Source organism: Streptosporangium sandarakinum (genome assembly GCF_050942225.1).
Taxonomy (GTDB): domain Bacteria; phylum Actinomycetota; class Actinomycetes; order Streptosporangiales; family Streptosporangiaceae; genus Streptosporangium; species Streptosporangium nondiastaticum.
Genome location: NZ_CP192034.1, coordinates 7,312,819 through 7,338,464, shown reverse-complemented (window position 1 = coordinate 7,338,464; position 25,646 = coordinate 7,312,819). Strand labels below are relative to the sequence as shown.

General features: G+C 72.0%; 21 protein-coding genes, 1 tRNA gene and 1 pseudogene. 14 read left to right on the top strand and 9 right to left on the bottom strand.

What is annotated here, in order from left to right; all coding sequences use genetic code 11:
* Nucleotides 1–113 precede the first annotated feature (113 nt).
* The 7 genes from ACQP10_RS33540 (at nucleotide 114) to ACQP10_RS33510 (ending at nucleotide 6,225) form a co-directional block, all read left to right on the top strand.
* Nucleotides 114–1,502: a hypothetical protein gene (locus ACQP10_RS33540; RefSeq protein WP_399501739.1), complete on the top strand. Its 1,389-nt coding sequence runs from the start codon at nucleotides 114–116 to the stop codon at nucleotides 1,500–1,502.
* 184 nt (nucleotides 1,503–1,686) lie between these two features.
* Nucleotides 1,687–2,484: a uracil-DNA glycosylase gene (locus ACQP10_RS33535; RefSeq protein ID WP_346018941.1), complete on the top strand. Its 798-nt coding sequence runs from the start codon at nucleotides 1,687–1,689 to the stop codon at nucleotides 2,482–2,484.
* A 169-nt stretch (nucleotides 2,485–2,653) separates the two neighbouring features.
* Nucleotides 2,654–3,970, top strand: a complete 1,317-nt coding sequence (locus tag ACQP10_RS33530) for an FAD-dependent oxidoreductase (protein ID WP_179825568.1) — start codon at nucleotides 2,654–2,656, stop codon at nucleotides 3,968–3,970.
* 168 nt (nucleotides 3,971–4,138) lie between these two features.
* Nucleotides 4,139–4,211 (top strand) — tRNA-Leu (locus ACQP10_RS33525).
* Between the two features lie 264 nt (nucleotides 4,212–4,475).
* Nucleotides 4,476–5,258, top strand: coding sequence for a Bax inhibitor-1/YccA family protein (locus tag ACQP10_RS33520; protein WP_346018942.1), 783 nt, complete (start codon nucleotides 4,476–4,478; stop codon nucleotides 5,256–5,258).
* A 259-nt stretch (nucleotides 5,259–5,517) separates the two neighbouring features.
* Nucleotides 5,518–5,745 (top strand): DUF4287 domain-containing protein, encoded by a 228-nt coding sequence (locus tag ACQP10_RS33515; RefSeq protein ID WP_179826446.1) that lies wholly within the window; start codon nucleotides 5,518–5,520, stop codon nucleotides 5,743–5,745.
* A 69-nt stretch (nucleotides 5,746–5,814) separates the two neighbouring features.
* Nucleotides 5,815–6,225 (top strand): PPOX class F420-dependent oxidoreductase, encoded by a 411-nt coding sequence (locus ACQP10_RS33510; protein WP_179825564.1) that lies wholly within the window; start codon nucleotides 5,815–5,817, stop codon nucleotides 6,223–6,225.
* A 171-nt stretch (nucleotides 6,226–6,396) separates the two neighbouring features.
* Here ACQP10_RS33510 and ACQP10_RS33505 read toward each other — a convergent pair whose 3' ends face one another.
* The 3 genes from ACQP10_RS33505 to ACQP10_RS33495 form a co-directional block, all read right to left on the bottom strand.
* The gene (locus ACQP10_RS33505) at nucleotides 6,397–7,617 is read right to left on the bottom strand and encodes an acetyl-CoA C-acetyltransferase (protein ID WP_179825563.1); all 1,221 of its coding nucleotides are present in this window, start codon (nucleotides 7,615–7,617) and stop codon (nucleotides 6,397–6,399) included.
* A 128-nt stretch (nucleotides 7,618–7,745) separates the two neighbouring features.
* Nucleotides 7,746–9,116, bottom strand: a complete 1,371-nt coding sequence (locus tag ACQP10_RS33500; RefSeq protein WP_390001053.1) for a PQQ-binding-like beta-propeller repeat protein — start codon at nucleotides 9,114–9,116, stop codon at nucleotides 7,746–7,748.
* Between the two features lie 53 nt (nucleotides 9,117–9,169).
* Nucleotides 9,170–10,144 carry an SGNH/GDSL hydrolase family protein gene (locus ACQP10_RS33495; protein WP_346018944.1) on the bottom strand — a complete coding sequence of 325 codons (975 nt, stop codon included), beginning with the start codon at nucleotides 10,142–10,144 and terminating at the stop codon, nucleotides 9,170–9,172.
* A gap of 138 nt (nucleotides 10,145–10,282) precedes the next feature.
* On the opposite strand from ACQP10_RS33495, the gene ACQP10_RS33490 reads away from it, so the two are divergent.
* Nucleotides 10,283–11,653, top strand: coding sequence for a cystathionine beta-synthase (locus tag ACQP10_RS33490; RefSeq protein ID WP_346019714.1), 1,371 nt, complete (start codon nucleotides 10,283–10,285; stop codon nucleotides 11,651–11,653).
* Between the two features lie 199 nt (nucleotides 11,654–11,852).
* Here ACQP10_RS33490 and ACQP10_RS33485 read toward each other — a convergent pair whose 3' ends face one another.
* Nucleotides 11,853–13,049 (bottom strand): sensor histidine kinase, encoded by a 1,197-nt coding sequence (locus tag ACQP10_RS33485; RefSeq protein ID WP_346018945.1) that lies wholly within the window; start codon nucleotides 13,047–13,049, stop codon nucleotides 11,853–11,855.
* Between the two features lie 136 nt (nucleotides 13,050–13,185).
* Here ACQP10_RS33485 and ACQP10_RS33480 point away from each other — a divergent pair, with 136 nt between their 5' ends.
* Nucleotides 13,186–13,431: a hypothetical protein gene (locus tag ACQP10_RS33480; RefSeq protein ID WP_433540332.1), complete on the top strand. Its 246-nt coding sequence runs from the start codon at nucleotides 13,186–13,188 to the stop codon at nucleotides 13,429–13,431.
* A gap of 130 nt (nucleotides 13,432–13,561) precedes the next feature.
* A complete protein-coding gene (locus ACQP10_RS33475) occupies nucleotides 13,562–14,701 on the top strand; it encodes a cystathionine gamma-synthase (protein WP_179825557.1) in 1,140 nt (379 codons plus the stop codon).
* A gap of 151 nt (nucleotides 14,702–14,852) precedes the next feature.
* Here ACQP10_RS33475 and ACQP10_RS33470 read toward each other — a convergent pair whose 3' ends face one another.
* Nucleotides 14,853–15,296, bottom strand: a complete 444-nt coding sequence (locus tag ACQP10_RS33470; protein ID WP_346018947.1) for a hypothetical protein — start codon at nucleotides 15,294–15,296, stop codon at nucleotides 14,853–14,855.
* 377 nt (nucleotides 15,297–15,673) lie between these two features.
* Here ACQP10_RS33470 and ACQP10_RS33465 point away from each other — a divergent pair, with 377 nt between their 5' ends.
* Complete coding sequence (locus ACQP10_RS33465; protein WP_179825554.1) at nucleotides 15,674–16,096, top strand: DUF6292 family protein; 423 nt, start codon at nucleotides 15,674–15,676, stop codon at nucleotides 16,094–16,096.
* Nucleotides 16,097–16,167: 71 nt separating this feature from the next.
* Here the strand turns inward: ACQP10_RS33465 and ACQP10_RS33460 are convergent, their stop codons facing one another.
* Both ACQP10_RS33460 and ACQP10_RS33455 read right to left on the bottom strand, forming a co-directional pair.
* A complete protein-coding gene (locus ACQP10_RS33460) occupies nucleotides 16,168–18,117 on the bottom strand; it encodes a vWA domain-containing protein (RefSeq protein ID WP_433540331.1) in 1,950 nt (649 codons plus the stop codon).
* 50 nt (nucleotides 18,118–18,167) lie between these two features.
* Nucleotides 18,168–19,565 (bottom strand): sigma 54-interacting transcriptional regulator, encoded by a 1,398-nt coding sequence (locus tag ACQP10_RS33455; RefSeq protein ID WP_179825550.1) that lies wholly within the window; start codon nucleotides 19,563–19,565, stop codon nucleotides 18,168–18,170.
* A 152-nt stretch (nucleotides 19,566–19,717) separates the two neighbouring features.
* On the opposite strand from ACQP10_RS33455, the gene ACQP10_RS33450 reads away from it, so the two are divergent.
* Together ACQP10_RS33450 and ACQP10_RS33445 are read left to right on the top strand one after the other, a co-directional pair.
* Nucleotides 19,718–20,908: an FIST signal transduction protein gene (locus ACQP10_RS33450; RefSeq protein WP_346018949.1), complete on the top strand. Its 1,191-nt coding sequence runs from the start codon at nucleotides 19,718–19,720 to the stop codon at nucleotides 20,906–20,908.
* A 9-nt stretch (nucleotides 20,909–20,917) separates the two neighbouring features.
* A pseudogene (locus ACQP10_RS33445) lies at nucleotides 20,918–22,008 on the top strand (ROK family protein).
* Nucleotides 22,009–22,142: 134 nt separating this feature from the next.
* Here ACQP10_RS33445 and ACQP10_RS33440 read toward each other — a convergent pair.
* Together ACQP10_RS33440 and hppD are read right to left on the bottom strand one after the other, a co-directional pair.
* Nucleotides 22,143–23,618 (bottom strand): M1 family metallopeptidase, encoded by a 1,476-nt coding sequence (locus tag ACQP10_RS33440; protein WP_390001064.1) that lies wholly within the window; start codon nucleotides 23,616–23,618, stop codon nucleotides 22,143–22,145.
* 293 nt (nucleotides 23,619–23,911) lie between these two features.
* Entirely contained in the window at nucleotides 23,912–25,021 is a 1,110-nt protein-coding gene (gene hppD / locus ACQP10_RS33435) for a 4-hydroxyphenylpyruvate dioxygenase (protein WP_346018952.1), read from the bottom strand.
* Between the two features lie 102 nt (nucleotides 25,022–25,123).
* Between hppD and ACQP10_RS33430 the strand changes: the two genes are divergently transcribed.
* Nucleotides 25,124–25,603, top strand: coding sequence for an Lrp/AsnC family transcriptional regulator (locus tag ACQP10_RS33430; RefSeq protein ID WP_346018953.1), 480 nt, complete (start codon nucleotides 25,124–25,126; stop codon nucleotides 25,601–25,603).
* Nucleotides 25,604–25,646 lie beyond the last annotated feature (43 nt).

The window sequence follows — 25,646 nt, the reverse complement described above, 5'->3', positions numbered from 1 at the left end:
TTAGGTAAAGAAGCTTTAGCGAGGCTTTGCCGTGGGGCCCGGCACAGCTGGTGTCGGGGCGGCAACCGTCTCCGGAGCGATCTACGTGTTCCTAACGAACGGAGCAACCCCTCATGTCCGGACTAGCACGTAAGCTAGCCGTCCTGAGCGCCGGTACGGCCATGCTGGCGACCATGACGGCGGGACTGCTGGCCTCGCCCGCAGCGGCGGCCAGTGGTTCCACTCAGGCGCGGGCCTCGGCGGCCCACGGCGTCCCGAAGGCCGCGGTGTCGGTCGGCGCGCCCAAGGCGTCCCCGTCGAAGTCCACCGACTGTCCCGTCAAGGTGACCTTCTCCTCGAAGATCAAGGTGAAGGCCTACGGCGGCAGGACCACCGTCGCCTACCGCTGGCTGCGCGGTGACGGCTCCAAGAGCGGCATCAAGAAGGTCACTCTCAAGGGCAAGGGCGTCAAGTACGTCGCGGTGAAGGAGTCCGCCACCTTCAAGGGCGGCGACCTCAAGAGCTGGAACTCGGTCCAGGTCCTGGCGCCGCGCAAGGTCACCTCGGCCAAGGGCTACTTCACCGTCGCCTGCGGCGAGGACAAGGGCGACGGCGGCAAGGAAGAGGTCGTCAAGCCCCGTCCCCACCGTCACTGGACCGCCACCCGCGTCTGGGTGGACGAGCGTGACTGCAAGGCCGTCGCGACCGGCCGGATCAGCACCTCCGGCAAGCGCTGGGTGCGCTACCAGTGGGTCGTCAACGGCCGCGTCGTCGACCGTGACTCGGTCTACGTGAACGGCTCGCGCCGGGTCCAGTACGTGATCGAGCCGGGCCGTGACCTGCGCGGTCAGGTGCGGCTGGAGGTCGTCGGCCGCGGCGGCTCCTCGGACGGCTCCTACTTCAGGATCCACTGCGAGGACCACTCGCCGAAGGTCACCGCCTCCGTCGCCGCCCCGGCCGACTACTCCGGCACCTGCCCGGTCACCCGCACCTTCTACGGCACCATCCGCGTCTCCGACGCGGACGGCCCGGTGCGGTACCGCTGGATCCGTGACGGCGTCGCCGGCTCCTGGGAGACTGTCTCCTTCTACGGCCACGGCCCGCAGAGCCGTACCCTGACCGACTCCTGGAAGGCGTCGGAGTCCGGCACCGCCAGGCGGGCGATCGAGATCGCGGGCGGTCCGACCTCCGGCACCGCCTCGGCCAAGGTCGCCTGCGAGGCGGCCCCCGCGCCGAAGGCCTACATCTCCAAGTTCACGGCCTCGCAGACCGAGGTCGCGTGCTCCAGGGCCTCCCTGGCCGTCAGCGGCACCATCTACGCCGAGGGCGCGATGAAGGTCAAGTACGTCCTGAAGGTCAACGGCGCGACGGTGAAGTCCGGCGAGCTCGACTTCGCCTCGGCCGGTAGCCAGGAAGTGGCCTACGGCGCCGACTCGATCGGCACCAAGTCCGGCACCGCCACGCTGGAGATCGTCGGCGGCGGCAACGCGTCGGCGTCCTACGAGGCGGTCTGCAAGGCGTAGTACCGATGACCGGGCGGACCCGGACGGGCGGTGTGCGAGCCTGACGCCCGCCCGGACGGGTCCGAGCGAGAAGAGGAAGGCGGCGTCCGCGTCCGGCGGGCGCCGCCTTTTCGTGTCCGCCTTCTGCGTCCTGCCCGCCGTTTCCGGTCCGGGGCATCCCCTCACGTCGGGCACCATCGAAGGCATGACCTGTGTTCCTCCCGGATCCGGCTGGCCGGGCGACCCGGCCCGGCCCGACACCCCCGTCGCCCACGATGCCGCCGAGGTGGCGGAGCTGGCCAGGACGAGCGGCACGCTCGCCGAGCTGACGGCCCGGCAGTCGGTCTGCCGGGCCTGCCCGCGCCTGGTGGACTGGCGGGAGGAGGTCGCGGCGGTCAAGCGGCGGGCGTTCGCCGGGGAGACCTACTGGGGCAGGCCCATCGCGGGCTGGGGCGAGGAGAAGCCGGGGATCCTCATCGTCGGGCTGGCCCCGGCGGCGCACGGGGGCAACCGCACCGGCCGGATCTTCACCGGCGACCGCAGCGGCGACTGGCTGTTCGCCTCGCTGTACCGGACCGGCCTGGCCGCCAAGGAGACCAGCGTCCACGCCGGCGACGGGCAGCGGCTCATCGGGACGCGCATGGTGGCGGCCGTGCGGTGCGCCCCGCCCGCCAACAAGCCCGATCCGGCGGAGCGGGCGGCGTGCTCCCCGTGGCTGACCGAGGAGATCGCGATGGTCGCCGGCAGCGTGCGGGTGGTGGTCGCGCTGGGCGGGTTCGCCTGGCAGGCGGTCTGGCCGGCGCTGCGGGAGGCCGGATACGACCTGCCGCGCCCGCGGCCGGCCTTCGGGCACGGCGCCGAGGTGGAGATCTCCCGCGACGGCGTCCCCGCCCACCTGCTGGGGTGCTACCACCCGAGCCAGCAGAACACCTTCACCGGCAGGGTCACCACCGGCATGCTCGACGCCGTCTTCACCCGGGCGAACACGCTGAGAAAGTTGTGAAGTCAATCACAAGTGAATAATTTCGAGATCTTCTGGGCGAAATGCGCGGTTTTTCCGGATCAAACTGAGAAGATCTTCAAGTTTTTCACCCCCCGCAGTGGCATCATCCGACGAATCGACATAGGCTTGTGAAAGCTTTCACAAAGCAAAGGATAAGGATGGCGCTGAAGTGAACCGCAACTCCAAGCACGTCGTGGTCGTCGGTGGGGGCTACGTCGGCCTCTACACCGTGCTGCGCCTGCAGCACACGCTCCGCAACGAACTGCGCGACGGCAGCGTGCGGATCACCGTCCTCACCCCCGAGTCGTACATGACCTACCAGCCGTTCCTCCCCGAGGCCGCCGCCGGGAACATCTCGCCCCGCCACGTCGTGGTCCCGCTCCGCCGGGTGCTGAAGAAGGCGACGATCCTCAACGGCAAGGTCACCAAGGTCGACCACGCGTCCAAGAAGGTCACTTTCGCGCCGAACGTCGGCACCGAGCACGAGATCGGCTACGACATCATCGTCATGGCCGCCGGCTCGATCTCCCGCACGCTCCCCGTCCCCGGTCTCGCCGACGCCGCCATCGGCTTCAAGACGATCGGCGAGGCGACCGCGCTGCGCAACCGGGTCCTCGCCCTGCTCGACCGGGCCGAGTCCGACGACGACGAGGCGCTGCGCCGCCGGGCGCTGACGTTCGTCGTGGTCGGCGGCGGCTTCGCGGGCGTCGAGGCCCTGGCCGAGCTGGAGGACATGTCGCTGGACGCGGTGCGCTACTACCGCAGCGTCACCCGCGACGACATCCGCTGGGTCCTGGTCGAGGCGACCGACCGCATCCTCCCCGAGGTCGGCCCCGAGATGGGCAAGTGGACCGCCGAGCAGCTGCGCGAGCGCGGCATCGAGATCAAGCTCGGCACCCGCCTGGAGTCCTGCGTCGGCGGCCACGTCAAGCTCTCCGACGGCGAGGAGTTCGAGTCGGCCACCATCGTGTGGACCGCGGGCGTCAAGCCCAGCCCGGTCGTCAACGCCGGCGACCTGCCGCTGGACGAGCGCGGCCGGATCAAGACCACCACCCGCCTGACGGTGGCCGGCGTCCAGGACGCCTACGCCGCCGGCGACGTGGCGGGCGTGCCCGACGTGACCAACCCCGGCCAGTACTGCGCGCCCAACGCCCAGCACGCCGTACGGCAGGCCAAGGTCCTCGCCGACAACCTCACCCGTCAGCTCCACGGGCAGCAGCTGGTCGACTACCGGCACAAGTACGTCGGCGCGGTCGCCGGCCTGGGCCTGTACAAGGGCGTGGCCAACGTCTACGGCCTCAAGCTCCGCGGGATGCCCGCCTGGTTCATGCACCGGACGTACCACATGTCGCGGATCCCCACCTTCAACCGCAAGGTCCGTGTGGTGGCCGACTGGACCCTGGCGCTGTTCTTCAAGCGGGAGACCGTCTCGCTCCGGGAGATCCACGAGCCCCGCACCGAGTTCCGTGAGGCCGCGACGACCTGATCCCACGGCCCGGACCGCCCCCGCGCGGCGTGCCGGACCCCGCGACCCGAGCCCCCGGAAGGCCCTGTCCTTCCGGGGGCTCTATCGCATACATCGATCATGGTTTGTGTGACGCCTGATACAAAGCTGTGCTCCTCGGATGAGTGGTCCGTTACGTATGATTGCGGCGTCCCCGTAGCCCAACGGCAGAGGCAAACCCCTTAAAAGGGTTCGAGTGAGGGTTCGAGTCCCTCCGGGGGCACTTGCCGATCTTGCCCGGCGCCGTCCCCCGGGGGTTCCCGCCCGGCCGGAAGGCCGCCGGCCTGAGATCCGGAGATCCGGCGGGAAAGACGGGAACCGCACGGATGGCCCATGCGTTGAGATCTACGGCGGTAGCCGTACGGCCTGCCCGGCGGCGAACGCCGGCCCCGTGTCCGCGGGGCCGGTCCAACGAAGATCAATGCGATACGGCCGTGTGACGACCGATCCGATCATTCATCGTGCAGGTCGCAGCGTGGAGGCAGTGATGGAGAGCAGAAACCCGGTATTCCGGCAGGCGAACGCGCACCAGCGAGGCTGGGGCACGCCGACGCCGACCCCCGAGCAGCTTCAGGGGATGTACGACAGGCCGTCGTACGCACCGCCCGCCCAGCGGGCCATGACGATCGACGACGTGGTCGTGCGCGGGTTCATCACGCTCGGCACGCTGGTCGTCTCCGCCGCGGCGGCCTGGGCGCTGAACCTCGGCCCCGTCGCCATGATGCTCGGCGTGATCGTCGGCCTGGTGCTCGCCCTGATCGTCTCTTTCAAGCAGAGCACCAACCCCGTGCTGATCCTCGGCTACGCCGTCGGCTACGGCGTGGCCGTCGGCGTGGTGAGCCACATCTACAACGAGCAGACCAACGGCATCGTCCTGCAGGCGGTGCTCGGCACGGCGCTGGCCTTCGGCGGCACCCTCGCGGTGTACGCGCTGCGGATCGTCCGGGTGACGCCGAAGTTCACCAAGTTCGTCGTGGCCGCGGGCCTGGCGCTGATGGGTCTCATGCTCGTCAACTGGATCGCCGGTTACTTCATGGACGGCGGCCTCGGCCTGCGCACCGGTGACGGCCTGCTGTCCTACGCCTTCAGCGTCGCCGCCATCCTGATCGGCTGCTTCTTCCTGCTGCTCGACTTCAACTCGGTGGAGGAGGGCGTGCGGGCCGGCGTCCCCGAGCGGTACTCCTGGCTGATGGCCTTCGGCCTGACGGTCACCCTGGTCTGGCTCTACCTGGAGATCCTGCGACTGATCAGCTACTTCACACGGGACTAGCGACCGCCGAGCCGCCGTCCCGCCCGAACCCCCGCCGGAGTCGCTCCGGCGGGGGTTCGCGCTTCCCGGAGGGCTCTCCCGCATGAAGGTTCTTTCTTACCGGGAAGAGGGGTTCCCCTTACGGAAGATGGGCATGACGGTTGATGAGGAGCGAGCAGTGGATGACGGAACACGGCGGCGCCCTTGCGGACGGGGGCTTGCCATCCGGAGGATCGTGATGCACTGTCGAGCAAAGGAAGCCCTATTCCTGGAGGTGTCCATGTCGTTGAACCACTCACCGGAGACGCAGAGCAAACTGATCGCAAGGGTTCCCGACATCACGGGACGCGCACTCCCAGAGTGGTTCCAGGCCATCGACAACGGCCCGTCCTTCCTCCGTTGCGACGAGCGGGCCAACTGGCTCGCAACAGAGCACGGGCTGACCCACGGCTACGCCGCGGCCATCGTCCACGAGCACGAGCGTCACCGCCGCAGCCGTTATCTGTAAGTCGTCTATCCCAAGCCCGTGCCCCGCCCGGGGGTGCGGGCTTGCCCGTGCCACCCGCATGATGGGGGCATGGATCTTGACAGAGCACGCGACTTCATCCGCGACAACCACCGGGCCGTCATGCTCACCCGGCACGCCGACGGCCGCCCGCAGATGTCCCCGGTCACCGTGGGCCTGGACGCCGAAGGACGAGCCGTCGTCAGCAGCCGCGAGACCGCGGCGAAGGTCCGCAACGCCCGCAGGGACCCGAACGTGGCGCTCTGCGTGACGACCGATGCCTTCTTCGGCCCGTGGATCCAGATCGAGGGGACCGCGGAGATCGTCTCACTGCCCGAGGCGATGGAGCACCTCGTCTCCTATTACCGCGACATCTCCGGCGAGCACCCCGACTGGGACGACTACCGGGCGGCCATGGAACGCGAGCGGCGGGTCGTCATGCGGATCGACCTCACCCGCGCCGGACCGGACGTGCACGGCTGAGCGGCCCCGCCGGCCCCGCGCCGGGCCGGTCCCGCGGGGCCGGCCCGGAACGGCGAGGGCCGCCCGCGGGGTGCGACCCCGCGGACGGCCCCGGCACGCGGAACCCGGGTCCCGTTCAGTGGATCTCCGCCTGAGCGACCGCGGCGGGCGGGACGATCCGGGGAACAGGACCTAGCTGAGGCGCTCCAGGACCATGGCCATGCCCTGGCCGCCGCCCACGCACATGGTCTCCAGGCCGATCGAGCGGTCGTGGAACCGCAGGCTGTTGATCAGCGTGGAGGTGATCCGGGCGCCGGTCATGCCGAACGGGTGGCCCACCGCGATGGCGCCGCCGTTGACGTTGAGCCGGTCGAGGTCGATGCCGAGCTCCTGGTAGGACGGGATGACCTGGGCCGCGAACGCCTCGTTGATCTCGACGAGGTCGACGTCGCCGATGGACATGCCCGCCCGCGCCAGGGCCTGCCGGGAGGCCTCGACCGGCCCGAGGCCCATGATCTCCGGGGACAGGCCGGTCACGCCGGTGGAGACGACCCGGGCCAGCGGGGTGATGCCCAGCTCGGCGGCCTTGGTGTCGCTCATCACGATCACCGCGGCGGCGCCGTCGTTCAGCGGGCAGCAGTTGCCCGCGGTGACCGTCCCGTCGGGGCGGAAGACCGGCTTGAGCTGCGAGACCGCCTCGTAGGTGGTGCCCGCCCGGGGACCGTCGTCCTTGCTCACCACGGTCCCGTCGGGCAACGTCACCGGGGTGATGTCGGTCTCCCAGAAGCCGTTGGCGATCGCCTTCTCGGCGAGGTTCTGCGAGCGGACGCCGAACTCGTCCTGCTCCTGGCGGGACACACCTCGCAGCGCGGCGACGTTCTCGGCGGTCTGGCCCATCGCGATGTAGATGTCGGGCAGCGCGCCGTCCTCGCGCGGGTCGCGCCAGACGTCGCCCCCGCCCTCGGCGGACCGCGCCGTACGGGCCCTGGCCTCGTCGAACAGGGGGTTCATCGTCTCGGGCAGCGAGTCGGAGTTGCCCTTGGCGAAGCGGGAGACGCACTCCACGCCCGCGGAGACGAACACGTCGCCCTCGCCCGCCTTGATGGCGTGCAGGGCCATCCGGGTGGTCTGCAGCGAGGACGAGCAGTAACGGGTGATCGTGGTGCCGGGCACGCCGTCCAGCCCGAGGAGGGTGGCGACCACCCGGCCCATGTTGTACCCCTGCTCGCCGCCGGGCAGGCCGCAGCCGAGCATCAGGTCGTCGATGGCGGCCGGGTCGAGCTGCGGCACCTTCGCCAGCGCGGCCTTGATGATCTGCGCGGTCAGGTCGTCGGGACGGATGTCCTTGAGGGACCCCTTGAAGGCGCGGCCGATCGGCGAGCGTGCGGTCGCGACGATGACTGCCTCGGGCATGTGGCTCTCCTGGGTTCGTGTGCCTCTCCTCCTGCGGAGGTTACCGCGCGGTAGCCCGAATGCCACGACCCGGGGCCGCAGAAAACAGAACTTTGTACGGCAGGCGATCCGCCGGGGGGCGGAACTGGTCAGCCGTACATGCCGGGGGCGGTGCCGGTGCCGTCCTCGACGCCGTGCAGGCCGCCCTTCTCGTCGCGCCAGATCCGCCAGCCGCTCTGGCTGCCGGTGAACCACGCCGGCGGCGCGCCGGGCCCCCGCGGCGTGACCTTCACCCCCTTGGCGAGGTCGAACTCGCACAGGGAGGCCACCGAGTAGAAGCCGGGGACCTGGTTCTTCAACGCGAGCGGCTTGGGATCGGTGACGCAGAAGGACCAGCCGCGCCGCCCGGTGATCTCGCCGGGGCGGCCGGTGGCGAGGTCGAAGACCGTGCCGGCCTTGCCGTGCTTGAGGAAGCCGAGCGTGTCCATCCGCTCGGGGAAGGCCAGCCACCAGCCGGAGCCGGGGATCCGTTCCGGGGGGATCTGGCCGAGGACCCGGCCGCTCTCGGCGTCGAGCCGGGCGAACCCGCCGTACCGGCCCTGCGCGTCGACCGGGCGGACCACCGGTGCGAAACCGGGGCTGCCGCTGGGGTAGACCCGCACCACCGAGGGGCGGATCCAGTTGACCGTGCCGTCGGCGGTCCTGACGGAGAAGAACCCGAAGGTGGAAGGCTTCTTCGTCGAGGGGTCGGTGTACGGCGCGACGTAGCCGACGAGGTTGCCGGAGGTCGCCCCGAACGACCAGCCGCCCGAGAGGTCGACCCCCGCGCCGAGCGGCTGCTCCACCGGAAGCTTCCAGCCGAGCTTTCCGGTCCTCAGATCGCGCGACTCCAGGACGGGGTGCCGGGCCAGGCGCAGCAGCACGGCGCGGGAGGCATCGGACCACTCCACCTCGGCGATCCCGGGGAGCCTCCACAGCACCTTGCCGGTGGCCGGGTCGAGCACGACCATCCGGGCCGTCTCCAGGGCGGTGTTCTCCGGCACGCACACCAGCGCCCCGCACCGCTGCGGCCCGAACGTGGAGTGCAGCGGGCGGGTCCACCGCCGCGCGCCGGTCCGGGCGTCGCGGGCGACCAGCAGGGCGTTCCACCGGCCGCGCCGGAACGGATCGACGGTCACCGCGACGGCCTGACCGCCGCCGGTCTCGACGAGGGCCGGGGCCGGGACGCCCATCCCCGGCAGCCGGCCCGCCATGGTCGCCGGCTGGGCCCACAGTCTCCGGCCCGAGGCGAGGTCGAGTGCCACCGTCTCCAGCGTGCCGCCGGGCAGCAGGGAGGTCGTCGCGGCGACGCCACCGGCCGAGACGGTGCGGCTGACCGCGTTCACGTCCGGGTTGTGCCAGGTGGGATAGGCGGGGGTGGCCGCTTCGCTGCCGGAGCAGCCGGACAGGGCGGGACCGGACAGGGCCAGGGCTCCGGCGAGCGCCAGGATCGGTTTCGCGGGGGGCCGGATGGCGGGCATTCCACTCCAATGCGGGCGAGGCGTGACGGCTTCGACGCGGAGGGTGACCGGGGTCAGGCGTCGCGAGGCTGGACCCAGGGGCGCCGGCGGAGCATCGTCACCCATCGTCCGTGGGGTCCGGTGGCCCGGCCGGCGACGCGGGTCGCGGAGACCTCGGCGCCGGGCTCCTCCGCGGCCATGGCCGCCGCGAGGTAGATCGACTCGCTGCGCCGCGGCCGCGGCTCGGGCCACAGTCCCAGCGCATTGCCTACAGACGGTAGCACCGCGTAAGCAACCTGTAGGTAGCCTTCGACAGATGGGTGGAATCGATCGGGCCCGAACATCTCGTCCGGATTCGTGTCGAACTCCGGGCCGAGCATGTCGGCGAAGGCGACCGTCCGCCCGCCGGCCTCCACCACCGCGACCGTCTGCGCGGCGGCGAGCTGGCGGCTCCAGCGCCGGGTCACCCAGCGCAGCGGCTGGGCGATCGGCCGGACCGTGCCGAGGTCCGGGCAGGTTCCCACGACCACCTCGGCCCCGGCCTCCCGCAGCCGCCGCACCGCCTTCTGCAGGTGCCGTACGGCCCGCGCGGGCGGCGTCTGCGTGGTGACGTCGTTGGCGCCGATGAAGATGACCGCGATGTCGGGCAGCGCCCCCAGCGCCCGGTCTACCTGGTCGCCCAGATCGACGGAGGCCGCCCCCGACCTGCCGACCACGGTCAGCCGGACCGGCCGCCCGGCGATGCCGGCCAGGCTGGAGGCCATCAGCACCGCGGGGGTGTCGGCGGGGTCGGTGGTGCCGAGTCCCACCGAGGTGGAGTCGCCGAGCATCACCATGCGGATCGGCTCGCCGTCGAAGTCGCCGTAGATCCCGTCGGCCGGCGGGCCCTCCATGCCGTGCGGGCGGCCGACGATGCGCCGGGCCACCACCGCCTCGGTGAAGAGCAGCCCGTAGGTGAGCGCGCCGAGCGCGGTCAGCCCCCCTCCGCCCAGCGCGGCGGCGGCCGCGATGCGCCGCGCGGCCCGTGCGGCCCCTGGTGTCCATATCACGTGGCGTTGCCCCCTCGATACGACACGACGGTAGCGTTGGCCTTGAAAGACAGCCAGCCGAGTCCCGGCCACCCACAGGGACCGCGGCGTTCCACACAACAGCTGACAAAGCTATGGTATTTCGAGGTGATCTTCGCCGTGCGCGTATACGACTCGCTCGTCGATCTGATGGGCAACACGCCGCTCGTCCGGCTCAACAAGGTGACGGCGGGGGTCCCGGCCCAGGTGCTCGCCAAGGTCGAGTATTTCAACCCGGGTGGTTCGGTGAAGGACCGGATCGCGGTGCGGATGATCGACGCCGCGGAGAAGTCCGGTGAGCTGCGCCCCGGCGGCACCATCGTGGAGCCCACCTCGGGCAACACCGGTGTCGGCCTGGCCATCGTGGCGCAGCAGCGTGGCTACAAGTGCCTGTTCGTCGTACCGGACAAGGTGGCCCAGGACAAGATCTCGGTGCTCCGCGCCTACGGCGCCGAGGTCGTGGTCTGCCCGACGGCGGTCTCGCCCGACAATCCGAACTCCTACTACTCGGTCTCCGACCGCCTGGCCAGGGAGATCCCGGGCGCCTGGAAGCCCGACCAGTACTCCAACCCCCACAACCCCGAGAGCCACTACCACTCCACCGGCCCGGAGATCTGGGAGCAGACCGAGGGACGGATCACCCACTTCGTGGCGGGTGTCGGCACCGGTGGCACGATCAGCGGCACCGGCCGCTACCTCAAGGAGGTCTCCGGCGGCCGCGTGAAGATCATCGGCGCCGACCCGGAGGGCTCCGTCTACTCCGGCGGCACCGGCCGGCCGTACCTGGTGGAGGGCGTCGGCGAGGACATCTGGCCGGCCACCTACGACACCACGATCTGCGACGAGATCATCGCGGTCTCCGACAAGGACTCCTTCGGCATGACCCGCCGCCTGGCCCGCGAGGAGGCGCTGCTGGTCGGCGGCTCCTGCGGGATGGCGACGGTCGCCGCGCTGCGCGTCGCCCAGCAGGCCGGCCCGGACGACGTGGTCGTCGTGCTGCTGCCCGACGGCGGCCGGGGCTACCTATCGAAGATCTTCAACGACGAGTGGATGGCCGACTACGGCTTCCTGACCACCTCCAGCGAGGAGGGCCTGGTCAGGGATGTGCTGACCCGCAAGGGCTCCGGCATGCCGGAGTTCGTGCACACCCACCCGCACGAGTCGGTGGACACCGCCATCTCGATCATGCGCGAGTACGGCGTGTCGCAGCTCCCGGTGATGAAGGAGGAGCCGCCGGTCATGGCCGCCGAGGTGGTCGGCTCGATCCTGGAGCGCGACCTGCTCGACGCCCTCTACCGCGGCAAGGTCTCGCCGCACGACCCGCTGGCCGACCACATGTCGCAGCCGCTGCCGATGATCGGGGCGGGCGAGCCCGTCTCCATCGCGGTCGAGGCGCTGGAGAAGGCCGACGCGGCGGTCGTGCTCGACGACGGCAAGCCGGTCGGCCTGCTCACCCGCCACGACCTGCTGGCCTTCCTCGCCAACCACTGATCCCGGCGTCTCCCGCGGTCTCCGCGGGCGGTTCCGGTCTCTTCGGCCCTCGCGGATGGTTCCCGGCGGTCCCGGCCGCCGGGAAGGGCGGCGGCCGGGCGGGAACGGCCCGGTCACGCCCAGCGCTTGCCCTCGGGGTCGGTGATCTGCGGCGGCCGGGCGGGAACGGCCCGGTCGCCGTGCGCGGAGGCCGGACCGGTCAGCCGGGGAACGGGTCCCGCCGGCCACCGGCGGAGGCCGGCCGTTCCAGCGGGCACTCCGCCACCACCTCCCAGGCGCCCTCGGGGGTGGGGCCCGCGGTCAGCCGGCCGCCCAGCGCCTCGACGCGCTCGGCCATGCCCACGAGGCCGAACCCGCCGCCCAGCCGGGAGAACCGGCCGTCGGACGCCGAGCCGTAGTTGCGGACACGCAGCACCACGGTCCCGGGCGGGACGCCGATCGGCCTCAGGTCCGCCTCCACCCAGCCCGCGTCCGGGGCGTGGCGGCGGACGTTGGTCAGCGACTCCTGCAGCACCCGGTGGAGGGTCGTCAGCACCTCCGGGGGAAGGGTGCCGTCGTCGATGCCCGCGCCGATGTCGAAGGCGACCGTGGGGCCGCCGGCGGAGAACCGCTCGACCAGCAGCCGCATGTCCCGCAGCGTGCTGCCCGGGGAGCGGGCCGCCTCGTCCTCGGCGCGCAGCACGCTGACCAGGCGGCGCATCGAGGTCAGCGCGTCGACCCCGGCGCCGGCGATCGCGTCCAGCGCGGGGGCCACGGCGTCGGGTTTCTGCTCGGCGACGACCCGGGCGGCCTGTGCCTGCACGACGATCCCGGTGATGTGGTGGGCGACCAGGTCGTGCAGCTCCCTGGCCAGCTCCAGGCGCTCGGACCGCCGTACCGCGGCCACCGCCTCCCGGCGGCGCTCCAGCTGGAAGCGGAGGTAGGCGCCCGCCCCGGCCGCGAACGCCCAGGGCACGAAGAGGGCGAACGCGGTGGCCACGATCTGGGGGGCCAGCCGCAGGCGCCAGGCCGAGAACTCCAGCACGACCATCGCCGCCAGGGAGAACAGCGCCGCGCGCCGGACCGGCTCGATCGAGCGCAGCCCGCTGACGGTGAGGACCAGCAGCGCCCCGATCTCGGCGAACCCCGGCCTGCCGTCGCCGCCGGTGACCTGGATGACCAGGGTGACGCAGAACGACAGCGCCAGGAAGGCGCGGAAGCCGATCACCAGGCGGGTGCGCCGCCACAGCACGGCGAGGACGCCGACCGCGCCGCACAGCAGGTTGGGCCACACCGGCCAGGTGTGGAGGCCCATCGCCACCACGACGTCGATCAGGAGCAGCAGTGCCAGCCAGCCGATCAGCGCGATCTCGCTGAGCCGTCTGATCCAGTGAACGACGCGATGTGACTCACCCACGCTCACCGAGCCTAGGTCCCCGGTCGGTGTGGTGAATCGGCCGTTCGGCCGATCGGCGCCCGGCAGGACCGGTCCTTCAGCGGAGGCGCGGGACGGGGGCCGCGGGAGATGCTCGATGCGTCGAAGGGGAGGAACCATGACCGTCATCGGGACCGTGCTGCTGACCATCGGATTCGCGATCGGGCTCTGCCTGGCCATGGCGGACCCGGTCCTGCTGTCGCGCGCCGCCGCCAAGGGCAGGGAGGCCGCCATGAGCAGGAAGGGCGCCGGGACGCCGCCGGAGGGCGCCACGGGGGACACGGCGGACGCGGGGGAGGCGGCCGGTGAGATCATCCGGCTGCCGCGGACGGACGCCGGGGAGTACCGGCCCAGGGCGGCCTGAGCCGGAGGGCCCGGCGGCCCCGGACGGCGGGAGCCGGAGAACACGGCGGTTCAGGACGGCACGGACCGGAGGTGGCGGAAGGGGACCGTGCCGGGTGGTCCGCCCGCCGCTTCCGAGTAGCGTTGGCCTCATGAGTGAAGGATTCGAAACACTGGCGATCCACGCAGGCCAGGAGCCCGACCCGGTCACCGGGGCGGTCGTCCCGCCGATCTACGCCGTCTCCACCTACAAGCAGGACGGCGTCGGGGGCCTGCGCTCCGGATATGAGTACAGCCGGTCGGCCAACCCGACCAGGGCCGCCCTGGAGGAGGCCGTCGCGGCCGTCGAGGGCGGCGCCCGGGGCCTGGCGTTCGCGTCCGGCCTGGCGGCCGAGGACACCGTGCTGCGCGCCGTCTGCCGGCCGGGTGACCACGTCATCATCCCGAACGACGCCTACGGCGGCACCTACCGGCTCTTCGCCAAGGTGCACGAGCCCTGGTCGCTGCACTACGACGCGGTGCCGCTCGGCGACCTGGACGCGGTGGCGTCCGCGATGACCCCGAAGACGAAGATCGTCTGGGTCGAGACGCCGACCAACCCGCTGCTGAGCGTCTTCGACATCGAGGCGCTGGCCCACCTCGCGCACGAGAACGGCGCGCTGCTGGTGGTGGACAACACGTTCGCCTCGCCGTACCTCCAGCAGCCGCTGTCGCTGGGCGCGGACATCGTGGTGCACTCCACCACCAAGTACGTGGGCGGCCACTCCGACGTGGTCGGCGGGGCGCTCGTCGCGCGCGACGCCGAGGTGGGCGAGAAGCTCGCCTACCACCAGAACGCCATGGGCGCGGTGGCCGGCCCGTTCGACGCGTGGCTGACCCTGCGGGGCCTCAAGACGCTCGCGGTGCGGATGGAGCGCCACTGCGACAACGCCGAGCGGGTCGTGGACCTGCTGCTGGCCCACCCCAAGGTGTCGTCGGTGCTCTACCCGGGCCTGCCCGAGCACCCCGGCCACGAGGTGGCCGCCAAGCAGATGAGGCGCTTCGGCGGCATGGTCTCCTTCCGGGTCGCCGGCGGCGAGGCCGAGGCGGTCGAGATCTGCAACCGGACGAAGCTGTTCACCCTCGGCGAGTCGCTCGGCGGGGTGGAGTCGCTGGTCGAGCATCCGGGCCGGATGACCCACGCCTCGGCGGTGGGCTCGCCGCTGGAGGTCCCCTCCGACCTCGTCCGGCTGTCGGTCGGCATCGAGTCGATCGACGACCTGCTCGCCGACCTGACCCGGGCGCTGGGCTGACGGACTGAGAGGGGCACGGCCGTACGGCCCGGCGTGGAGGCGTCGCCGGGCCGGAGGCACGGCCGGCCGTACGGGCGGTCACCCCTCCGGACGGTCGTGCCGGGCCGCCCCCGCGGAGCCTCGCCGCGCCGCGGGCGGTCGGCCGGGCCGGTCAGGAGGGGTTGCCCCAGACCATCATCACCAGGATGACCAGCCAGATCACGGTGATCACGCCGGAGAGCGCGGCGACCCGCCCGACCTGGACCTTCGCGTCGCCCTTCGGGCTCTCGGCGGTCCCGCCGCCCTCGCGGCCGAGGATCCGCAGGGCGATGCCCTGGTCGCGGACCACCAGGGCGAGGAGCGCCAGGGCGACGATGAACAGCGTCATCGAGATCGACAGGTAGGGCCTGCCGAGATACTCGCGGCCCAGCAGCGCGCCGAACAGGAACACCCCCAGGGCCGCGACGGCGTACATGCGGGTGGTCTGGTGCAGGTACCGCAGGACGTTGACGTCTCCGGTGCGGATGAACCTCGGAGTGGACATGGTGGCGGCGGTGAGCGGCCCCAGCGTGAAGATCGCGAAGCCGATGTGGAGCCAGAGCAGCAGGTCTGTCATGCGCCAGACACTAACCCGCGGTGATCCCGCCCGCCTACGGCTCGCTCGGGCCTTACCGACACTTCCCTGGCTGATGATCGTTCTCGGAACGTGGCCCGCCGCGAGCGGCGCCGCGGGGGCCGGTGTCCGGGCGGGGCCCGGCCGGTGGGCGATCCGGGTGTCCGGGCGGTGAGCGGGGAGCGGACGGGCGGCGGGAGGCCGGTTCCGGTGTCACGCGAGGGTAGATCTTCGCATTTCGCCCCTGAGCACCCCGCCGGGGTGAGTAGGATCACTGGCGAACTCGTTCCCGTGTGTGAGGCCTCAGGCGGCTCTGGTCGTGGCCGTTCCGGGCGGGTGGTGAAACCGATCGTGGACGACGGCACAAGGGAGTGCCCCCAGTGGGTGTAAGACATGTCGAGCCGTACACCGAGGAGTGGCGGCGTCAGCCGGCCCTCTACGTGAGCCGCGTCGTCGAGGCGCTGGGCGCCGAGGTCGCCGACTGGTGGGAGGGGCCGTGCGATCCGCGCGCCGCCACGATCCTCCTGACCGGCGGGGACGCGCTGGTGTGGGACGAGGAGAGCGGCTGGCGGCGGGGCCGCTACGTCTCCGGCGACCGTGAGACCTGCACGGCCCTGGCCGACGCCCGCTATCTCGGCGGCGGCCTGCTGCCGCGCCCGGAACGGGTGCCGGCGGCCGTGGTGGACGCGCGGGCCGGGGTGGGCAACAGCACGGCCTGGCGGCCCTGCTACCGCTCCTACCGCCACTACCGCGACGGCTTCGACCTGGCGCTCAACTCCTATCTGGCCTACGCCGGCGCCTGAGCCCGGCCGGACCGGCCGCGCCGTACCCGGCCTTCCGAAACGGGGGCGGACGGCGGGCCGGGCGCGGCGGGTCAGCGGGCGCGGCGGGTCCGCAGGAAGTCGCTGACGACGTACTCTCCGAGGCGGTCGGCGCTGGAGGAGAACACCCGGCCGCCGTTGCGGCGGGCCACCTCGTTGACGAAGTCCCGCAGCCGCTCGTCGTCGGCGAGCATGAAGACGTTGAGCGTCGCCCGGCGGCGCGTCATCTTGTCCACCTCGGCGAGCGTCAGCTCCAGCGTCTCGCTCGTGGGCGGCCACTCGAAGGCCGCCGAGCCGTTGCGCCGCAGGTGGGCGGTGGGCTCGCCGTCGGTGACCACGAGCACGACCGGCTCGAAGTCGGGGTGGCGGTCCAGGTGCCGCCCCGCGATCAGCAGCGCGTGGTGCAGGTTGGTGCCCTGGACCATGTCCCACTCCAGCCCGGCCAGCTCGTCGGGCGCGAGGACCCTGGCGTAGTTGGAGAAGCCGATGATCTGCACCGAGTCCTGCGGGAACTTCGAGCCGACCAGCGCCTGCAGGGCCAGCGCGGTCTGTTTGGCCGCCGCCCACGTGCCGCGCAGGGCCATCGAGTAGGAGAGGTCCACCAGCAGGCAGACGGCCGCGGCCGTGCGCCTTTCGGTCTCGGCCACCTCGAAGTCGTCGACCGACAGGGTCACCGCTCCGCCGCCCCGGCCGCCGCGCCGTACGGCGTTGACGACCGTGCGGACCACGTCGATGGGCTGCTCGTCGCCGAACCGCCACGGCCGGGAGGAGCCGGTCAGCTCCCCGGCGGAACCGGCGTCGGTCTGGTCGTGGTCACCGTGGCGCCCGGCGTCGAGGGAGGCGAAGACGCGGCGCAGGGCGGTCTCGCCCAGGCGGCGGACGGCCTTGGGGGTCAGCTCCAGCTTGCCGCGCTTGCGGCGGAGGTAGCCCTGCTGCTCCAGTTCGCGCTCGACCTGCCTGAGCGCCTCCAGGTCGTCGACCGCGGAGCGGCCCAGGGCGCGGCGGATCGCGGCCTCGTCGATGTCGTCGAGGCGGGCGCCGGGGTAGTCCTGGCGCAGCGCCGCCTCCAGCTGGGTGAGGTCGGCGAGCTCGTCCAGGGCGGTGACCGCGTCGCCCATCCCCATCGGGTCCTCGCCGGTCAGCCGCTCGGGGGTGTTCCAGGCGAGGTCGGGGCGGCGGTTGTGGAGGGCCTCGCCCAGGCGGCGCATCTCCCCGTCCAGGCCGGCCTGCTCCAGCGTCTGGCTCATCAGGTCGGCCAGTTCCTCGCGCTGGCCCGGAGTGAGGGAGGCCAGCAGGCGCTGGGTGGCGGCGGCCCGCCGGGCGAGGATGTCGACCAGCTCCTCCAGGTTGCGCGGCGCCTCCGGGAACATGTCCCCATATTTCGACATGAAGTCGTCGAAGTCGGCCTGGGTGTGTTCGCCCCGGGAGTCCCGGTCGAGCATGTCGTTCAGGTCCGACATCATCCGCCGGACCCGCTCCATCGCCTCGGGGTCGGGGTCGGCCAGCGCCTGCCGCATGCCGCGGAACTGGCTGTCGAGCACCTCCCGGCGCAGCAGGTCGCGCAGCTCCTCGAAGGTCCGCCGCGCCTCCTGCGACCGCCACCGGTAGTCCGTCAGCTCCCGGATCGCGCTCGCGGTGTCCTCCGGCAGCCCGTCCAGCTCGGCCTCGCGCAGCCGGGCCTCGTCGGAGGGGTCGGGGAACAGCGCGGCCCGCTCCTGTTCGAGGGCCCGGTCCAGCAGGGCGCGGGCCCGCTCCAGCGTCCCGTCGAGGCGGCCGCGCTCGCGCAGCTCGCGACGGCGGCGCCGTACCTCGCGGAGCAGGTCGTCCAGCCCCCGCCGGTCCCGCGCGCCGGGCAGGCCCTGCCGGAGCAGGTCGCGCAGCGCGTGCTCGGGGTTGGAGCCGGACAGCACGGAGTCGCCCATCTGGTCCAGCGCCGAACGCACGTCGTACGGCGGGGCCAGCGGGTCCGGGCCGTCCCGGTACTCGCCATAGCGGTAGGACATGGTGACCCTTCCCGATGCGATGGGCCGGCGGCGTTCCGCCGGCGGGCGGATCAGGTGCGGTAGACCGCCCCGCCGCCCACCTCGTCCTTGGACAGCCGGCGCAGGAGGTAAAGCCCCTCCATGGCGAACTCCAGGGCCGCCGCGGCGTGCCCCGGCGACTCGTCGCCGATGCCGAGCCGTTCCATGATCTTCGCCAGGCCGGACACCGGGCCGATCCTGCGCAGCAGCTCCGAGGCCGGGACCAGCGGCCCGGACTCGACCTGGGCGCCCTGGGAGAACTTCTCCAGCAGCGCGCTGAGGTCCATGCCGCCCAGCGTGCCGCGGAACGTCTCGGCCACCGCCCGGCGCAGCAGGTGGGCCAGCACCTCGGTCTCCCGGCCCTCCTCGCTGACCTCGAACTCCACCTTGCCGCGCAGCGTGTGCACGATGCCCGGCAGGTCGGCCACCCGGGCCACCGCGCGCTCCTCGCCGGTCAGCGCGGCCCGCCGTACGGCCGAGGCCGCGGCGGTCTCGGCGGCGGCGATGGAGAAGCGGGCCGACACGCCCGACCGCGAGTCCACCGCGGTGGACTCGCGGACCAGCCGGGTGAAGCGGGCGATCGTCTCGATCAGGTGGTCGGGCAGGTCGGCGCCGACGTGGTCGAGGTCGGCCTCCTGCCGGATGAGGGAGAGCTCGGTCTCGATCGACAGCGGGTAGTGGGTGCGGATCTCCGCGCCGAAGCGGTCCTTCAGCGGGGTGATGATCCGCCCGCGGTTGGTGTAGTCCTCGGGGTTGGCGCTGGCGATCAGCAGGAGGTCCAGCGGCAGCCGCAGGTTGTAGCCGCGCACCTGGATGTCGCGCTCCTCCAGCACGTTGAGCAGCGCCACCTGGATGCGCTCGGCGAGGTCGGGCAGCTCGTTGACGGAGAAGACGCCCCGGTTGCTCCGCGGCACCAGGCCGTAGTGGACGGTCTCCGGGTCGCCGAGCGTGCGCCCCTCAGCGATCTTGATGGGGTCGACGTCGCCGATCAGGTCGCCGACGGAGGTGTCGGGCGTGGCGAGCTTCTCGCCGTAGCGCTCGTCCCGGTGCCGCCAGGAGACCGGCAGCTCCTCGCCCAGCTCACCGGCCAGGCGGCGGCAGCGGACGCAGGAGGGCGCGTACGGGTGGTCGTTGATCTCGCAGCCGTCCACCACGGGAGTCCACTCGTCGAGCAGACCGGCGACGGTGCGGATCAGCCGGGTCTTGCCCTGGCCGCGCTCGCCCAGCAGGACCAGGTCGTGCCCGGCGAGCAGGGCCCGCTCCAGCTGGGGCAGGACGGTGTCGTCGAATCCCACGATGCCCTGGAACCGCGGCTCCCCCGACCTGAGCCGGGCCAGGAGGTTCTCGCGGATCTCGGCCTTGACGGTTCGGTGGATATGGCCGCTCGCGCGCAGCTCGCGCAGAGTCCGTGGCTCTGGAATGTGAGGCACGGAACCGAGCCTACGTCGCCCGCTCCGAAACCGGCACTCTTATCCCGGTTTCGGATCTTCGCCATTGTTGGTCGGCGGTGGGCGTGCTTGGTCCATCAGTGGGGAGAATCGCTCCAGGACAAGATTTCGGGCAAGAAGGAGAGGCGAGGCGTGTGGCGCTGTTGACGAGCCGTTTCGCCGATGGTCTCGCCGTCGGAACCGATCTGGTCGGGGCGGCCGAGAACGCGGTCCGCCAGGCCTTGGGCGGCCTCAGCGGATCACCTGACCTGCTCTGCTTCTTCATCTGCGGTGACGACCCCGACGAGGTCGCCCGCGCGGGGCTGCGGGCGATGCGGATGGCCGAGGGCGCCGCGGTGATCGGATGCAGCGCCACGGGGGTGATCGGCGACGGCCAGGGCGTGGAGACCACACCCTCGGTGAGCGCCTGGGCCGCGACGCTCGACGGGGCGCGGCTGACGACCTTCGCCCTGGACACCCTGCGCACCGAGGACCGGTTCGTCGTGGTCGGCCTGCCGGAGAACACCCCGGACGACCACGCGGCCATCCTGCTCGCCGACCCCTACAGCTTCCCCACCGACGGCTTCGTCGAGCGCTCCCACGAGGTGCTGGGCAGCCTCCCGCTGGTCGGCGGCATGGCCAACGCGACCGGGGGGCGCGGGGCGGTGCGGCTGTTCGCCGACGGGCAGGTCCACACCGAGGGCGCCGTCGGCGTGCTGCTCGGAGGCTCACTCAACGTCAGCACCCTGGTCAGCCAGGGGTGCCGCCCGATCGGCCCCACGATGGCCGTCACCGCCGCCGAGGACAACCTCCTCCTGGAGCTCGCCGGCCAGCCCGCCCTCGCCCGGCTGGAGGAGATCGTCAGCGCGCTGGACGAGGACGACCGGGAGCTGGTCGCCTCCGGTCTGCAGATCGGCGTCGCCATGGACGAGTACGCCGAACGGCACGAGCGCGGCGACTTCCTGATCCGGGGCGTGCTCGGCATCGACCCCGAGCGGGAGGCGGTGGCCATCGGCGACGTCGTCGAGATCGGCCGTACCGTGCGCTTCCAGGTGCGCGACGCAGCCACCGCCGACGAGGACCTCTACGAGCTGCTCGACGCCCATCGGGAGGAGTTCGGCGACGTGGACGGCGCGCTGCTGTTCTCCTGCAACGGCCGGGGCTCGGCCATGTTCGGCAGCTCCGACCACGACGCCGCCGCGGTCCGCGACACCCTCGGCCCGGTCAGCGTGGCCGGGTTCTTCGCGGCGGGGGAGGTCGGCCCGGTCGCCGGGCACAACCACGTGCACGGGTTCACCGCCTCCGTCCTGGTCTTCTCCTCCCGGCCGCCCGTGGAGGGGCCGTAGGATCGGCGGATGCCCCAGTCGGTGCTCGCCGTGGACGTCGGGGGGACGAAGTTCGCCGTCGCCCTCGTGGACCCCACCGGAAACGTCCAGGAGGCCCGCCGGGTCGCGACGCCGCCCGGCGGTGACGCGGCGGCCCTGTGGGAGACGCTCGTCGATCTCATCGGCTCCGTGCTGCGTACGGCGGGCCGCGACGACCTCGGGAGTGGCATGGTCGCCGGGGTCGGGGTGGGCTGCGGCGGCCCGATGACCTGGCCCGAGGGCGAGGTCTCGCCGCTGAACATGCCCGGGTGGCGCGGCTTCCCGCTGCGGGCCCGGCTCGCCTCGCGGTTCCCCGGGGTCCCGGTGCGCGTCCACAACGACGCGGTCTGCCTGGCCGTCGCCGAGCACTGGCGCGGCGCGGGCCGGGGCAGCGCCGACATGCTCGGCATGGTCGTCTCCACGGGTGTGGGCGGCGGGCTGATCCTCGGCGGCCGGCTGATCGACGGCGGCAGCGGCAACGCCGGGCACATCGGGCACGTCGTGGTCGATCCGGACGGGCCCGAGTGCCGGTGCGGCGGCCGGGGCTGCCTGGAGGCCGTCGCCCGAGGCCCGGCCTGGCGGCCTGGGCGGTCGAACAGGGCTGGGTCCCGGGCGCCGTCGAGCGATCCGGGCAGACGGACGCCGGGCCGGACGTCCCGCCGTACGGCGAGGCGGTCGCGGAACCGGATACCGGCCACGGCACCGGCCCCGGCCAGGCGGAGAAACCGGGCACCGGCCCCGATTACGTGGAGGAGACGGCGGCCAGCGGGCGGCGGCTCGCCCTGGACGCCGCCGCGGGCGACGAGATCGCCCTCGCCGCGCTGGACCGCGCGGGCCGGGCGCTGGGCGTGGCCATCGCCTCCGCGGTGAACCTCTGCGACCTCGACGTGGTCACCGTCGGCGGCGGTCTCTCCCAGGCCGGGCCGCTGCTGTTCGAGCCGCTGCGGGCGGCGTTGCGGGAGCACGCGCGGATGGGCTTCGCCCGGCGGGTCAAGGTCGTCCCGGCCGCCCTGGGCCAGGACGCGGGCCTGGTCGGCGCCGCCGCCCTCGTCCTCGCCGCCGACCGCTACTGGTCCCGCTGACCCGGGTCAACCGGCCTTGCGCCGCTCGTCACCGAAGTCGGCGATCAGCGTGGGAGCTCCTCGCCGAGGATCTCTTCATGCCGTTCCGCGAGATCTCCGGCGCCCGAGGCCATGGCGCCGATGAAAGCCGGGCGTCAGGCGGCGGGTTTGGCCGGCTTGAACAGCCAGGCGTCGAAGAGCGCGTCGAGCCGCCTGCCGGAGATCCGTTCCGCCAGGGCGACGAACTCCTCGGTCGTCACGTAGCCGTAGCGGTGCTCGGCCGTCCAGGTCCGCAGCACCTTGAAGAACGCCGCGTCGCCGATGCGCCGCCGCAGCGCGTGCAGCGCCATCCCGCCGCGCCGGTAGACGGAGTCGTTGAACAGGTCCTGCGGCTGCGCGCGGCCGGGGGGATACTTCCAGATCGCGTCGCCCGCGGGGTGCGCGTCGTAGGTGGCGCGGAAGGACTGCTCGGCGGGGACGCCGTTGTGCTCCTTCCACAGCCACTCGGCGTACGTCGCGAAGCCCTCGTTGAGCCACAGGTCCTTCCACCGCCGGATGCTCAGGCTGTCGCCGAACCACTGGTGGGCCAGCTCGTGGGCGACGGTGTCGTCGTCGGGGACGAACCCGCCGTACATGGGCTTGGTCTGGTTCTCCAGGGCGTAGCCCGCGGAGAAGTCGTCGATCACGCCGCCGGTGGAGGAGAACGGGTAGGGGCCGAACACCGTGCTCCAGTAGTCGGTGATCTGCCCCGACCGGGTGTACAGCCTGCCCAGGGAGTCGCGGTAGCGGGGGTCGACCGCCGCGAGGTTCGCGATCCCGGAGGCCGTCCTGCCCTGGCGCAGCTCGAACCGGCCCAGCGTCATGGTGGCGAGGTAGCTCGCCATGGGGTGGCTCTCGCGCCAGCGGAAGGTCGTCCTGCCGCCGGCCGTCACCGGGGCGCCGACCATCTCGCCGTTGGCCAGCGCGGTCAGCCCGGCCGGGACGGTGATCTCGAAGTCGTAGCGGGCCTTGTCGGCCGGGTGGTCGTTGCCGGGGAACCAGGTCTTGGCGCCGTTGGGCTCACTGGTGACGAAGGCGCCGTCGCGGGTCGGGATGAACCCGTAGGTGCCGAGGTTGGAGGAGCCGGTGATCGGCTTGGGCTCGCCGTCGTAGGAGACCACGACGGTGAAGCGGTCCGCGTCGGAGACGGGCGTCGCGGGGGTCACGGTCAGCTCGGTGCCGGCCCGGGTGAACGCCGCGGGCCGCCCGTCCACGGTGACCCTGGCGACGCGGAAGCCCGACAGGTCGAGGTTGAACGCCTCCAGTCCCTGGGTGGCCTTCGCCGTGATCGTGGCCACGCCCGCCAGGCGCCGGGAGGACGGGTCGTAGCCGATCCGCAGGCCGTAGTGCTCGACGTCGTAGCCGCCGTTGCCGTCGGTGGGGAAGTCGGGGTCGCCGATCCCGGGGGCCCCGATCCGCCCCTGACGCGGGGCGTCGTGCCGGGGGGCCGGGACGCCGTCGGCGGCGACGGAGGCCGCGGGGGCCGTCGCCCCCTTCGACGCCGTGCACGCGGTCGCGCCGACCCCGCCGAAGGCGGCGAGCGTGCTGAGAAACGTGGCGGTTGCCCCGATGGCCAGTCGACCGGACGTCATGCCCGTGAGTCCCCCTTCCGGGCCCGGACCGCGCCGGGCACCGCACGCAGACTACGTGACGGGCGGGTGCTACCCACGGTAATGGGGTGCGGGCCCGGGGTGTCCGTGGGGTTGTGTCGCGGATGGCCTGTTCGTGCCGCGGCCTCCGGACAGCCCGGGGCGTGGACCGGAAGGGGATCTTCGGGCTACGGGGGAACGCGGCCCTTCCGGGAGGAGGGGGGAGCGGCCCTTCCGGGGGGAGGGGAACGCGGCCCTTCCGGGCCGCGGAGCGCCCGGAAGGGCCGCGGGCGGCGTCAGAGGTTGCCGCGGCGGTCCTGCTCGCGCTCGATCGCCTCGAAGAGCGCCTTGAAGTTGCCCTTGCCGAAGCCGAGCGAGCCGTGCCGCTCGATCAGCTCGAAGAACACCGTCGGGCGGTCCTGCACCGGCTTGGTGAAGATCTGCAGCAGGTAGCCGTCCTCGTCGCGGTCGACCAGGATCTTGCGCTTCTTCAGCTCCTCGATCGGGGCGCGGACCTCGCCGATGCGGGCGCGCAGCTCCGGGTCGTCGTAGTAGGAGTCGGGCGTGTCGAGGAACTCGACGCCGGCGGCCCGCATGTGGTCCACGGCGCTGAGGATGTCGTTGGTGGCCAGCGCGACGTGCTGGACGCCCGGGCCGCCGTAGAACTCCAGGTACTCGTCGATCTGCGACTTCTTCCGGGAGACCGCCGGCTCGTTGAGCGGGAACTTCACCTTGCGGGTGCCGTCCGCGACGACCTTGGACATCAGCGCCGAGTACTCGGTGGCGATGTCGTCGCCGACGAACTCGGCCATGTTGGTGAAGCCCATGACCCGCTTGTAGAACTCCACCCACTCGTCCATCTTGCCGAGCTCGACGTTGCCCACGCAGTGGTCGACGGCCTGGAAGAAGCGGCCGTTCTTCACCGCGGGCGCCGCGACGATCGGCTCGGCGGCGACGAAGCCCGGCAGGTACGGCCCGCTGTAGTTGGACCGGTCGACCAGGGTGTGCCGGGTCTCGCCGTAGGTGGCGATCGCCGCCATCACGACCTTCCCGTGCTCGTCCTCCACCGTGTACGGCTCGGCCAGGCCCTTGGCGCCCTGGGAGATCGCGTAGCTGTAGGCGGCCTCCACGTCGGGGACGTCGATGGCCAGGTCGATGATGCCGTCGCCGTGCTCGGCGACGTGCCGGGACACCCCGGTGCCCGCGCGCACCGCGCCGCGCAGCTCGAACCGGGCGCCGCCGGAGGTCAGGACGTAGGAGACCTCGTCACGGCTGCCGGTTTCGGGCCCCCGGTACGCCACCAACTTCATGCCGAAAGCGCTGGAGTAGTAGTGGGCGGCCTGCTTGGCGTTGCCCACGGCGAAGACCACGGCGTCCATGCCGTTCACAGGAAAGTTGTCCCTCATGCGGCCACTTTCGGATTTCATGGGCTGTGTGCGCAAGAGTTGCGTGAATTACTGGACAATATGTCTATTCGTGCTCACGGCTCCGGGGAGTATCTGGACATCATGACGATCGATCAGCTCGACGCCCGGCTCATCACCCTGCTCACCAGGGAGCCGAGGCTCGGGGTGCTGGAGTGCTCCCGGCGGCTGGGCGTGGCCCGGGGCACCGTGCAGGCCCGTCTCGACCGGCTGTCCGCCCGGGGAGTGATCACCGGGTTCGGGCCCGACGTGTCGCCCGCGGCGCTCGGCTACGACGTCACCGCGTTCGTCACCCTGCAGATCCGCCAGTTCGGCGGGCACGACCCGGTGGTCGACCAGCTCGCCGCCATCCCCGAGGTGTTGGAGGTGCACACGATCACCGGCGGGGACGACATGCTCTGCCGGGTCGTGGCGCGCAGCAATGCGGATCTCCAGCGGGTCATTGACGTGATCGTTGACGTCCGGGGGGTGGTCAGGACCTCCTCGGTGATCGCCTTGGCCACTCCCGTGCCATACCGGGTCCTTCCTTTGGTGGCCGATGTGCCGCGCCAGGTCAAGAGCTAGCCGTACCATCCCAAGCAGGGTTCAGTCACCGTTATGCATCGTT